Genomic DNA, 11,884 nt, shown 5'->3' with positions numbered 1-11,884 from the left:
TCACAAGAACAAGCGCAAACCCGGTCACAACATTCTGTTTGCGACCATTTTTCGCTGATGCGGACGCGAAACCATGCTTCGTATCATCCCTTAATCATGCATTCCAGCGTGTACGTTTTCGATGCCCGATTCAACCTTTTCAATCACTTGACTCCGAGTTCATCCCCGCATTCCGGGCCTGGCTTAAAATACCGCCTGTTCAACCTCGTCAAAGGAGACGACTGATGGCAGACCGGACGACAAACCTTTCCATGCCCTTCATCCTGCCTTCGCAGGCTCAAAAACATGTCACCCATAACGAGGCGCTGCAGGCGCTGGATGCGGTGGTGCAACTGACCGTGGAGGGCGAAGCTACGGCACCGCCGGCCACGCCGGCCGAGGGCGCGCGTTTTATCGTGGCGAGCGGTGCCGTGGGAGCGTGGGCAACCCATGACGGCCAGATCGCTGCCCACCAGGATGCAGCATGGTCTTTTTTTACGCCGAAAGAAGGCTGGCTCGCCTGGTTCACCAGCGCCCAGAAACTGAAAATCTTTCGTGGTGCGGCGTGGAGCGATCTTGATCCGAGCGATGCAGCATTATCCACGCTTGGCATCAACACGGCTGCCGACAGTTACAATCGTCTCGCCGTTGCCTCCGAAGCCAGCCTGTTCACCCATGTCGGCCATGGCCATCAGGCGAAAATCAACAAATCCGCCCCGGCGGACACCGCAACGCTACTGTTCCAATCCAACTGGACAGGCCATGCCGAAATGGGCCTTGCCGGCGACAATGATTTCTCGATCAAGGTCGGCAATGGCGCTGAGTGGTTGACAGCTCTCAAAATCCGACAAAACGGCACGGTCAGCCTGCCGCACCGGCCGAAAGGGCGTGCATACAAGACTGATGGCACGGTTTCTCCGGCCCCAGACAGCGAGAGCGGCTTTACCACGCTGGATCAGGCCAATGGCGGCATGGCGCTCGGCTCGACATTGAGCAACGGAGATCGGACGCTGACGGTGCCGGTCGATGGTCTGTATCTCATATCGTGCATGACCGCCTACACATCCTCTTCCAACCATGCCACAGGCGTGCTCCGCAACCGGGCCGAGATTCTGTTCAATCTCTGGGCACCGGCCGTGGCGCCACTCACCATCTCCCACACCCAGGTCGTCACTCTGGAAGCCGGAGATGAACTGTCGCTGAGGCACACCGGATCGGCACAGATCTACAATATGGCGGGGTTCACACAATTGACGCTGGCCATGCTCTGAACAGGCTGCCTTGGTTTGGACGCATCAACACTCCAAAGTGGTAGGAACAAGCGCAACCCTGAAGAAACATAGGGATGGACGTTATCGCGTAAAATTTGAATCAAGGCTGTCATGAAATTGCTGCAATGCAAAAATATCCCAATGAATTCATGACAGCCTTAATTGATCGATAATCAAGCGGGTTGAGCAGTCCTGAGTTTGTGTTATATCGGGACGTAGACAAACGATTGAAAACATAGATAACGCGGGTGAACGTCGTGAGCATATCCGATCTCCACAAAAGCGCCGCCTATGCCACCGTCCGGAGTCGCGAGTCCTTCGCGGTTGCGAAAAGCAACAGTCGCGCAGTTGCATTCTCCAAACCCCGACTGAGATCGGGGCATCTCGCCGCCAAGCGTGCGGTCGACATTTCCGTATCACTGATGGCCCTTATTGCCTTGGCACCTCTGCTATTGGCGGTTGCCGTCCTGATCAAACTCGACAGTCCCGGTCCGGTGCTTTTCCGCCAGACCCGCTGGGGAAAAAACTGCGGCAAGATCAGGGTTTACAAGTTCCGCTCCATGCGCACCGACCTTGGTGATGCCACAGGGGTGGCACAAACCATCAAGAATGATCCCCGCATCACCAAGCTGGGCGCCATTCTTCGCAAGACCAATATCGATGAACTTCCTCAGCTTCTGAACGTGCTGAAGGGCGACATGTCGTTGGTCGGCCCGCGCTGCCACGCGATTGGCATGCTGGCTGCCGGCATTCCTTACGAGGATCTGGTGCCGGACTATCATCGCCGCCACATGGTCAAGCCCGGCATGACCGGCCTTGCACAGATGCGAGGCCTGCGTGGCCCGACCGACCGTCCCGGCAAGGCACGAGCCCGTATTGCCTGCGACCTGCATTATATCGACAATTTTTCGGTCTGGTTTGATATCCGCATCATGGTCGGCACGGTCGTTTCCGAACTGCGCGGCGGCAAGGGTTTCTGAGCCGTCCCGTCTTTTTCCTCCCCTCTGCATTCCCTGCCAACGAAAAAAGCGCCTCCTCCAGGGCGCTTTTTTTCTAACTTTTTCCGTTATTGGCTCAACTTTTCCACAGCAGGGACAAAATCCCGTGAACCGCTTAGGTAAATGTTAAAACTGCCGCCTTAGGCTCTCTCACGTGGTCTTGTGTAGTGTAGAGAGTCCAATGACCGAAATGATCCGACCCCGAGTTAAATATGTCATCGGACCCGATGGCAGCCCACTGACGATTGCGGACTTGCCCCCGGCCGATACGCGCCGCTGGGTCATTCGTCGCAAGGCTGAAGTGGTCGCTGCGGTCCGTGGTGGCCTGTTGAGCTTGGAAGAAGCCTGCGAGCGTTATACGCTCACAGTAGAAGAATTCCTGTCCTGGCAGGCATCGATCAATGATCATGGCCTAGCCGGCCTGAGAACAACCCGCATCCAGCAGTACCGTCACTGACGCCTGTTTTGCCAAATTCGGCCTGCTTTAACCCCTCTCGACCTCAAGGCCGCGAGGGGTTCTGCTTTTTCAGGCGACGCCTTCTGAGCGCATGCTGCTCCCATAGCGGCAGAAGGGCGGCGGAAATCAGAGTCGAGCCGGCGTAGAACCACAGGCCCGGCTGGGTGATCGCTTCCGCCAGCCCGCTCGTCTTGGCCGCGAAAACCACGATCGCCACCAGCATCACATCCATCATCGACCATTTGGAAAGATGCGGCATCAACCGCCCCAGTCGACCACGCTTCAACCGGCCCTCCCCGCGCAATGCGCCAAGCGCCATCACCGCAAGTTTCAGGATCGGAAACAGGATTGAAAATCCGCCGACCAGCAAGGCCAGCAGAAAATCACCGCTCGTCCAAAGCGATGAAACGATATCCATCAGCGACGGCGTCTTCGTAAAAAAGTAAAAACTGTCGAAGCGCATGATCGGCAGAAACAAGCCAAGCGCCAGAAAAACCGCAGCAACACATATCAATAAAAGTTTCGGCAGGTCCATCGATCGCTCCGGTCACGTCGCGACCGGATATAGCGTATCGGACAAACCAAAAACACCCGACAAAAACGACAACGGGCCCGGCAGGAAGACCTGCCCGGCCACGTTAACGTTACGGACCCGGAAATGAGCGCCGGAAAACCTTTACGCGCGGGCGCGCTGGTTTCCGATGTCACGCTCTTCCAGAGCCGTTGCCTTGGACAGCTCGGCCTGGGCTTCTTCAAGCACCAGTTCGGCGGCGTCCTGCTGGGTCTTCAACTCCCGGATCGAAACCTGGAGATTGTCCGCCCGTTGCCGTGCCGCCTTTGCAAAGGTCGGATAGGCAAAATGATTCGGGTCGGTAATTCCCGATTTCTTTTCTTCAAGCGTGATCTGGTGTTCCAGCTCTTTCGCCATTCTTTCGAATTCCGCCATCATCATCTGCAGCTGCTGCAGCTGGCGGCGCTTGTCATTCACCTGAAATTCTTTCAGACGAACCAAACTGTCACGCGATTTCATACGCAATACTCCCGTGGATAGCGAGACCCCGGCCAAATTCACAATCGAGCCTGTGTCCGAGTTGTTACACATAGGACCAAAAAAATTTCCACGACGTTAATGAATTTTTCGTCGCGGTAACCTTTCGTTTACGGGCATCGTTAATGATAAGGCCGATCGCTTAAGGGTCAGTAAATGCCATGGTCGATTATTCGACTAACGACAATGACGAGTCGTATGAGTCACTTAGCGCAATTTCCTCGCGCGATGATTCACGTTTTGGCGGTGACGGATTCTCAATTGAAATCAGGCCAGTACCAATTTTGTTTAACAAATTCCTGTACCTTGCCAACACGAGTCAGAGTTTGTTAACCATTTGGTGGCAGCCTCCAAATCAGGCAACGACTGGATCCGGTGCGCGTTAGGGGGTTGCAAACCTTTCGCGGCGGTAAAGGGGAAAAACATGCGGGTTCTATTGATCGAAGACGACAGCGCAACGGCTCAGAGCATCGAGCTTATGCTGAAGTCCGAAAGTTTTAACGTTTACACCACCGATCTCGGTGAAGAGGGCGTCGATCTCGGCAAACTCTATGACTATGACATCATTCTTCTGGATCTTAACCTGCCGGACATGTCCGGTTACGAAGTGCTGCGGACGCTGCGCCTCTCCAAGGTAAAGACCCCGATCCTCATTCTTTCGGGCATGGCGGGCATCGAAGACAAGGTACGAGGCCTTGGTTTCGGCGCAGACGACTACATGACCAAGCCGTTCCACAAGGACGAACTGGTTGCCCGTATTCACGCGATCGTTCGTCGCTCCAAGGGTCATGCCCAGTCGATCATCATCACCGGTGAACTGATCGTCAACCTGGACGCCAAGACCGTTGAAGTCGGTGGTCAGCGCGTTCACCTGACGGGCAAGGAATACCAGATGCTGGAGCTGCTTTCGCTCCGCAAGGGCACCACGCTCACCAAGGAAATGTTCCTGAACCACCTTTACGGCGGTATGGACGAACCGGAACTGAAGATCATCGACGTGTTCATCTGCAAACTTCGCAAGAAGCTCGCAAATGCCGCCGATGGCGCCAACTATATCGAAACCGTCTGGGGCCGCGGCTATGTGCTGCGCGAGCCGGATGGCGCGGAATACGCCGAAACGGCCTGATAGAAATATCGGAATTCCCCTTCCGCAAGGCCCGCGCGAACGTCATCGCGCGGGCCTTTGCACGTTCGGGATCGGAAAATCCGCAAGGAAAATGACAGACACGAAAAAGCCGGGCACGAAAATGTCCCGGCTTTCGTCATTGTATGGAGATGAAATCAGGCGGCGATCGAAAGATTGGCGAAGACCGAGGAGAGGATCTTGCGGTCGAACGGCTTCAAAAGGAAATCGTCGGCGCCGGCACGCTTGCCCTGCATCATCTTGCGCAGATCGGCCTCGATGACACAGTAATAAATACGCACCTTATCGCCGTTCGGGATAGCGCGGACACCGGCGATGAGTTCCAATGCGCCCTCGAGACCGGCATCGACAACCAGCACGGCTGGGAGCTCCGCCTTGCAGCGCTGCAGGGCTTCACCGGAACTCGCCGATTCCGACACCATGAAATTCAATTCGGTGAGAATACGCTTCGCAACGGTCCGGACGATATCGGAACTGTCGGCAATCATCAGACGCTGCATGGTGGACTCCCCAATGGATCCGGCCTTGACGACAAGCGCCGGGACCTGATCCTAAGGGTGGCTCAACTAATGAATGGTTACCGATCAGCCAGATAAATCACGCGATTGCTGTTTCTGCGATAAAGGCAATCTTATCTTCGAAGACCACGTGCTTGAGATCCATATCTGCCTCTTCCGCCAGAAGCACCGTGTAGTAGGGCTGGATCGAATGGGCATCGATCGCCTCTTCGATGTTACCGGAGCAGATTTCGATGAATTTCGGCGGCACGCGCAGCATCCGGCCCTTGGTGGTGATGGTGAACTTGGCATCACCCTCCGGGTTTTCCAGCATGACATCCAGGCTGCCACCACGCGGAATCGAGCCATAGGCAACCATAAAGAGGTTGAGCAGCAGCTTGACCCGGTTCTTCGGGATGATCGCCCGCGGACCGGTCCAGGTCACTTCGACCTTTTTGTCCGCAGCGGCAAAATCCTTGGCAGCCTTTTCCGCTTCGCCGGTATCGATCGACGCGCCGACAGAGCCGGAAGCGCCGAACGCAAGCCGGGCAAACTTCAGGCGAACAGAAGCATTCAGTGCCGAGGCGCGGATCAGGTCCAGCGCTTCTTCATCGGTGCCACCTTCATCCAGAAGCTCAAGGCCATTGTTGATCGCACCGACCGGCGAGATGACATCGTGGCAGACACGGCTGCACAGAAGAGATGCGAGGTCGGCACCGCTCAAGGTGAGATTGGGGTTCTTCGGCATCGGGAGTTCCTGTTGTTTGGATGTCGGCCGCGAATGGCGAGAACCAGAGCACGCCAACGTTGCGCGAGAATGACGTCAGCGTTGCGCCTTAAGAACACCATTTTTGGTAAACCGATTGTTAACACCATCGCCTCAAGATGGTTAGACCGCTATATGCGACTAGATTCGATGCAAACCACGGAAAGAACGATGCGCCCGAGCAAACTTTACGCCATCGCCCGCCTGGGTTTTCAGAGCCTGCTTGCCCCTGTTCTTGCAATGCCTCTTGCCCTCCCCACCGTTGCCGCCGCCCAACAACAGAGTGGTGAACAGTATACGGCACAGGAAATCGTCGATGCCGGACATAACTTCTTCGGTAATGCCAGTGGTGGCCTTGCCAAGGTCGTCGAGCGCGCGTTCCAGCAATATGGCCTGCCCAACGGCTATATCCTCGGCCAGGAAGGCTCCGGCGCGTTTATCGCCGGCCTCACCTATGGCGAGGGCCAACTCTACACCAAGAATGCTGGCCAGCATGAAGTCTATTGGCAGGGCCCGTCGCTGGGCATCGATTACGGTGGCCAGGGAACCCGTGCGATGATGCTGGTCTATGACCTGCAGTCCATCGAGGCGCTTTACGCCCGTTACGGCGGCGTCAGCGGCTCGGCCTTCGTGATTGCCGGCGTCGGCATGACCGTGCTCAAGAACCGCAATGTCGTTCTGGTACCGATCCGCACCGGTCTCGGCGCGCGCCTCGGCGTCAATGTCGGCTATTTGAAGCTGACGCCGAATCCGACCTGGAATCCCTTCTGATCCCTGCTACCTAACTTTCGCCTTTTAGGCGTGCGAAGCGCTTGCCGCCTCGCACGCCTCATGCTTAGTTTATACTTGGCAAGTAATCGTAATAGGCTCGATATTTCAGACTGCAGGATGGCCCTGACGTGATCCAATTCGCCCTGTTGTTCGGCCTCGGCTTTCTGACTGCCGTTCTTCTTGTCATGATAATCGCGCCCGCCATCCATCGGCGTATCGTGCGTTATACGGAGAACCGCATTCAGGCGACCATGCCGATCAGCCCGCAGGAAGTGCGGGCCCAGCGAGATATGGCACGCGCCGTTTATGCAGCCGAGAACGCCCGCACCAAACAGGATCTGGTCAAGGCGCGCGACAATGCGGTTTCCCTGCAGTTGCGCCACGACGGCTTGACCGCCGACGCGACCCGCCTGCAGTCGGAAAACCACGAACTGCATATGCAGATCGACGACATGAACACAGAGGCAGCCGACCTGCGTTCGCGCCTGCGCCGTGAAGACGTATATATCCAGCAGTTACGCGCCGCCCTGCACACGGTCGAGGATGCCGGTGCCGGCAAGGATCTGGAAATAGAGACGCTGCACAAGCGCGTCATGAAGCTGGGCGCCGATCTCGACAATCTGACGATCGACCTGTCGACCCGCGACACCGAGGTTGAAAACCTGAAATTCCGCGTTTCGGCCCTGCGCGACGAACGCGATGCGCTCCGGCACGATGTGAAACTGATCACCACCCGTGCCAAGGAAGCTGAAAGCCGCCTGACGCAGGAAGAGCATCGCGCGCTGCGCCTGGAAGACAAGCTTACCCGCGAAGTCGCCGAGCGTAACGACAGGGACAGCGCGCTGGAGCGCCGTGACGTGGAAATCACCCGTCTGCGCGAAAAGGTAAAGACCGCCAATTCCGAAACCCGTGCAGCAACCCGCGCCCTCAAGGCAGCAGGCATCGCCCTGCCCGCCCCGAAAAAGAAGGCGGACGCCCCGGAAAAAGCCACGGACCTGACGCCCATCATCGCCGAGATGGCGGACGGCGCGGAGGTCGGCACCGACCTGACGGCGCTGACACAGGACATCCGCAACCGCGGCACGGCCCTTGGCGAGCGCCTGACAAAATCACGTGGCAAGGCTGGCGATGATGCCATCCGCGCCGAAATGGCCTCGATCGCCGCCAGCATGGTGGCGCTGACGGCCGCCACGGAAGGCCCATCCTCGCCGATCCACGCACTGCTGGAGGCTCCGGCAGAACCCGCCGAAAATGGCCGGGTAAGCCTCGCGGACCGGGCCCGGGAAGCGATCGCCGAGCAGACCGAAAACGCCTGAAAACTATATTTTCTGCTGGATACGCGCAATTTCGTAGAGCGCGATACCCGTCGCCATGCCGGCATTGAGGCTATCGAGACCGGGGCGTTGGGAAATCCGCGCCGTGCTGAAACGGTTCATGACCGCATCGGGCAGGCCCTCGCCTTCCGTTCCCGTGACCAGCGCAATGCCACGGGTTTCGGACGGAATGTCTCGAAGGTCCGCACGGCCGGACGGTGAAAGCGCCCAGATCGACAAGCCACGCTCTGCCAGTCGTTCCAGCAGCGACAGAATGGTCCCGCCCCGCGCATACGGCACCGACAAGACGGACCCGACCGACACACGCAACGCCTTGCGGTAAAGCGGATCGCAGCAGGTCTCATCCAGCAGCACCGCATCCGCTCCGAAGGCGGCGGCATTGCGGAACATCGCGCCGATATTGTCGTGGTTGGAAATGCCGCAGGCGGTAACGACAAGTGCTCGTTCCGGCAGATGATCGATGAGATCATCGAGTTGAGGTTCGCCAACACGCCGCCCGAGCGCAACAATCCCCCGGTGCAGGTGAAAACCGGCAATCGCATCGAGAATGGCGCCACTCGCCACATAGATCGGCACGTCTTCCGGCACACCGGCCAGAATATCGCGCACACCATCAACACGGTTTTCGAGAAGCAGGATCTTTTCGATCCGGAAAACGCCGGCGCCATGGGCGGCAGCGGCCATGCGCAACACGACCGTGCCCTCGATGATGAAACGACCCTGCCGTCCGGCAAGGTCGCGCTCCTTGATATCCCGAAACTCGGCGATGCGGGGATCGGCCGGATCGTCGATCCGGATCAATCCGTTCCCCTCGACGCGCATCAGTGGCTGCCGACCGTGACGTCGGCAATCACGCGACCGACGGACAGATCGAAGATCAGTGCCTTGGAGGCGCCGTTAAGCTGACCATAAAACAGGATCTGGCTGCCGGAATGCGAGACCGACTGCACGACGAAACCGGCCGGCAGGTTGGCGGTGGCAGCCAGTGGCTGATCTGCCGGCACGGAAAGACCACCGGAAGCCTGAACTGTTGTTGCTGCACTCTGCGGGGCCGGGCGCGTGATCTTGTAGACAATGGCGGCAAGGACGGCCATAAAGCAGACCAACAAGATCCCGCCGGAGACAAGCTGCAGCTTGATCATCTTGCGACGGATGTTCTCCATTGCCGGATCGAGCGGCTCTTCCGGGCTCTGATCCTCGATTTCGGCTTTGGTCATGGAACGGTCCTTGCGTCAGATTTTCAACATCGGATGAATGAATGAACGACCCCTTTAACCAAGGCGAGCAGCCAAGGAAAGTCCTCAACGCCGGAGAAGATGCCGAAGGCCGCATCGATGCATGGCTGACGGCCGAACTCGGCGGCGAGTTTTCGCGCAATCGCCTCAAGGCGCTGATCGAACAGGGCGCCGTCAGCCTCAACGGAAAGCCCTGCATGGAGCCGAAAAAGAAGGTGTCCCCCGGCGATGTGATCGAGATCGCTCTGCCAGAGCCGGAAGACCCGGAACCCAAGGGCGAGAATATCCCGCTGGAAGTTCTCTACGAGGACAATGACGTCATCGTCATCGCCAAGCCGGCCGGTCTCGTTGTCCACCCCGGCGCCGGCAACTGGACCGGTACGCTGGTTAATGCGCTGATCTACCATTGCGGCGACAGCCTGTCTGGCATCGGCGGCGTAAAACGCCCCGGCATCGTCCACCGGCTGGACAAGGACACATCCGGGGTCATGGTGGCCGCCAAGAACGACGCCGCCCACCGCCATCTCTCCGACCAGTTCGCCGACCATGGCCGTACCGGCCCGCTGGAACGCGCCTACATGGCCGTCGTCTGGGGCCGCCCCAACGGCTTGAAGGGTACAATCGACGCGCCGCTCGGTCGCGCCGGCGGCGACCGCACCAAACGTGCGGTCAAGAAGGAAGACAGCGACGACGCCCGCCATGCCGTCACCCATTACGAGGTGATGGAGCGTTTTCACGAAAAGCCCGACGCCACCTCGCTCGCGGCGCTCATCGAATGCCGTCTCGAAACCGGGCGAACCCATCAGATCCGCGTGCACATGGCACATGTCGGCACGCCGCTGATCGGCGATCAGGATTATGCCGGCGGCTTCAAGACCAAGGTGAACACGCTGCCGGAAGAGGCGCGCGCGGTGGTCAGCCGTTTTCCACGTCAGGCCCTGCACGCCTTCCTGCTCGCCTTCGAACATCCCCGAACTGGCGAGGTGATGGAATTCGAAGCGCCGATCCCCGACGACATGGCCGAACTGATCGAGGCATTGCGGGCCTGAAACCGCCGCGGCGCAAGAAAATGCATCATGGCCGGGCCTCTTGTCCGGCCATTTTGTTTGATGTGCTGGAACGTCATCCCTTCTTGTGCGTTTTTAGAAACAGTCCGTCACCGCCAGCCTTCAAGATTGCCGGAGCAATCTGCAAGGAAGTGCGATAGAAACGGGCTTGAGGAACAGCCGAGCCAACGACGGAATTTCCGGTTTTCACAGGCGACGGAAGCTTACGAATTTGTAATGATGTAACGCGCCTGTGATGCCTGCGAAGGCATTGAATCACCGTTCCGCCGTACTTATCTGGTATCCGGGTCGGAGTGGGGTTGAAGAATTGACCCACGCCGAAGCGGCTTGCCTGAAAGGGTTTTTGATGACGTCCATGCAAGATGGCGTCAGCCCGAGGGAGCCGGCAATATACGATCAGAAGGGGGTGCTTTATGGCCCGCAATACTCTGCCATCCATTACCGCCGGTGAAGGCGGTCTCAACCGTTACCTCGACGAAATCCGCAAGTTCCCGATGCTGGAGCCGCAGCAGGAATACATGCTGGCGAAACGTTACGCCGAGCACGGCGATCGCGATGCCGCCCACAAGCTCGTCACCAGCCACCTGCGTCTGGTCGCCAAGATCGCCATGGGTTATCGCGGCTATGGCCTGCCGATCGGCGAAGTCGTGTCGGAAGGTAACGTCGGCCTGATGCAGGCCGTGAAGAAGTTCGACCCGGAACGCGGTTTCCGTTTGGCCACCTATGCCATGTGGTGGATCAAGGCCTCGATCCAGGAATATATCCTGCGCTCGTGGTCGCTGGTAAAAATGGGCACGACCGCTAACCAGAAGCGCCTGTTCTTCAACCTGCGCCGCCTCAAGGGCAAGCTGCAGGCCGTTGAAGACGGTGACCTGAAACCCGATCAGGTCAAGGAAATCGCCACGACGCTGAAGGTGTCCGAGGAAGAAGTCGTCTCGATGAACCGCCGTCTTTCCGGCGATGCATCGCTCAATGCACCGATCCGCGCCACCGAAGGCGAGTCCGGCCAGTGGCAGGATTGGCTGGTGGATGACAGCGAGACCCAGGAACAGGTTCTGGTCGAGCAGGACGAACTCGATACCCGTCGCCGCATGCTTTCCAAGGCGATGGGTGTGTTGAACGAGCGCGAGCGCCGCATTTTCGAAGCCCGCCGTCTGGCCGAGGATCCGGTCACGCTGGAAGAACTGTCGAGCGAATTCGACATCTCGCGTGAGCGCGTCCGCCAGATCGAAGTCCGCGCCTTTGAAAAGGTTCAGGAAGCCGTTCGCAAGGAAGCCTTGGCACAGGCGCAGGCCCTGCGCGTCGTCGACGCCTGAG

General features: G+C 58.3%; 14 protein-coding genes. 8 read left to right on the top strand and 6 right to left on the bottom strand.

Going from position 1 to position 11,884, the window contains the following annotated elements; all coding sequences use genetic code 11:
- Window positions 1–224: 224 nt before the first annotated feature.
- The 3 genes from ACRQ1B_RS02910 to sciP all read left to right on the top strand — a co-directional run bounded on the left by ACRQ1B_RS02910 (window position 225) and on the right by sciP (window position 2,705).
- Window positions 225–1,250, top strand: a complete 1,026-nt coding sequence (locus tag ACRQ1B_RS02910) for a DUF2793 domain-containing protein (RefSeq protein ID WP_432292162.1) — start codon at window positions 225–227, stop codon at window positions 1,248–1,250.
- A 257-nt stretch (window positions 1,251–1,507) separates the two neighbouring features.
- Window positions 1,508–2,230: a sugar transferase gene (locus ACRQ1B_RS02905; RefSeq protein WP_432292161.1), complete on the top strand. Its 723-nt coding sequence runs from the start codon at window positions 1,508–1,510 to the stop codon at window positions 2,228–2,230.
- 199 nt (window positions 2,231–2,429) lie between these two features.
- Window positions 2,430–2,705 (top strand): CtrA inhibitor SciP, encoded by a 276-nt coding sequence (sciP, locus tag ACRQ1B_RS02900; protein ID WP_112733674.1) that lies wholly within the window; start codon window positions 2,430–2,432, stop codon window positions 2,703–2,705.
- Between the two features lie 43 nt (window positions 2,706–2,748).
- Here the strand turns inward: sciP and ACRQ1B_RS02895 are convergent, their stop codons facing one another.
- The gene (locus tag ACRQ1B_RS02895) at window positions 2,749–3,240 is read right to left on the bottom strand and encodes a paraquat-inducible protein A (RefSeq protein ID WP_432292160.1); all 492 of its coding nucleotides are present in this window, start codon (window positions 3,238–3,240) and stop codon (window positions 2,749–2,751) included.
- A gap of 141 nt (window positions 3,241–3,381) precedes the next feature.
- Entirely contained in the window at window positions 3,382–3,735 is a 354-nt protein-coding gene (locus ACRQ1B_RS02890; protein WP_432292159.1) for a flagellar export protein FliJ, read from the bottom strand.
- 442 nt (window positions 3,736–4,177) lie between these two features.
- Here ACRQ1B_RS02890 and ctrA point away from each other — a divergent pair, with 442 nt between their 5' ends.
- Window positions 4,178–4,879, top strand: coding sequence for a response regulator transcription factor CtrA (gene ctrA, locus ACRQ1B_RS02885; protein WP_112733668.1), 702 nt, complete (start codon window positions 4,178–4,180; stop codon window positions 4,877–4,879).
- 155 nt (window positions 4,880–5,034) lie between these two features.
- Here ctrA and ACRQ1B_RS02880 read toward each other — a convergent pair whose 3' ends face one another.
- Both ACRQ1B_RS02880 and chpT read right to left on the bottom strand, forming a co-directional pair.
- Window positions 5,035–5,397, bottom strand: coding sequence for a response regulator (locus ACRQ1B_RS02880; protein WP_432292158.1), 363 nt, complete (start codon window positions 5,395–5,397; stop codon window positions 5,035–5,037).
- Between the two features lie 97 nt (window positions 5,398–5,494).
- A complete protein-coding gene (chpT, locus tag ACRQ1B_RS02875; RefSeq protein WP_432292157.1) occupies window positions 5,495–6,142 on the bottom strand; it encodes a histidine phosphotransferase ChpT in 648 nt (215 codons plus the stop codon).
- A gap of 189 nt (window positions 6,143–6,331) precedes the next feature.
- Here chpT and ACRQ1B_RS02870 point away from each other — a divergent pair, with 189 nt between their 5' ends.
- Together ACRQ1B_RS02870 and ACRQ1B_RS02865 are read left to right on the top strand one after the other, a co-directional pair.
- A complete protein-coding gene (locus tag ACRQ1B_RS02870; RefSeq protein WP_432292156.1) occupies window positions 6,332–6,931 on the top strand; it encodes a DUF1134 domain-containing protein in 600 nt (199 codons plus the stop codon).
- 128 nt (window positions 6,932–7,059) lie between these two features.
- Complete coding sequence (locus ACRQ1B_RS02865) at window positions 7,060–8,247, top strand: coiled-coil domain-containing protein (RefSeq protein ID WP_432292155.1); 1,188 nt, start codon at window positions 7,060–7,062, stop codon at window positions 8,245–8,247.
- A 3-nt stretch (window positions 8,248–8,250) separates the two neighbouring features.
- On the opposite strand, the gene ACRQ1B_RS02860 is transcribed toward ACRQ1B_RS02865, so the two are convergent.
- On the bottom strand, window positions 8,251–9,087 hold the full coding sequence (locus ACRQ1B_RS02860; protein WP_432292154.1) for a TrmH family RNA methyltransferase: 837 nt from the start codon (window positions 9,085–9,087) through the stop codon (window positions 8,251–8,253).
- Window positions 9,087–9,482: a hypothetical protein gene (locus ACRQ1B_RS02855; protein ID WP_432292153.1), complete on the bottom strand. Its 396-nt coding sequence runs from the start codon at window positions 9,480–9,482 to the stop codon at window positions 9,087–9,089. Before ACRQ1B_RS02855 ends, ACRQ1B_RS02860 begins: the two co-directional genes overlap by 1 nt.
- A 41-nt stretch (window positions 9,483–9,523) precedes the next feature.
- Here ACRQ1B_RS02855 and ACRQ1B_RS02850 point away from each other — a divergent pair, with 41 nt between their 5' ends.
- Together ACRQ1B_RS02850 and rpoH are read left to right on the top strand one after the other, a co-directional pair.
- Window positions 9,524–10,549, top strand: a complete 1,026-nt coding sequence (locus ACRQ1B_RS02850; protein WP_432292152.1) for an RluA family pseudouridine synthase — start codon at window positions 9,524–9,526, stop codon at window positions 10,547–10,549.
- A gap of 431 nt (window positions 10,550–10,980) precedes the next feature.
- Window positions 10,981–11,883: an RNA polymerase sigma factor RpoH gene (rpoH, locus tag ACRQ1B_RS02845; protein ID WP_432292151.1), complete on the top strand. Its 903-nt coding sequence runs from the start codon at window positions 10,981–10,983 to the stop codon at window positions 11,881–11,883.
- The last annotated feature ends 1 nt before the right edge of the window (window position 11,884 follow it).

Source organism: Endobacterium panacihumi (genome assembly GCF_050847465.1).
Taxonomy (GTDB): domain Bacteria; phylum Pseudomonadota; class Alphaproteobacteria; order Rhizobiales; family Rhizobiaceae; genus Neorhizobium; species Neorhizobium panacihumi.
The sequence above is the reverse complement of the archived record's forward strand: the minus strand, read 5'-3'. Positions and strand labels throughout refer to the sequence as shown.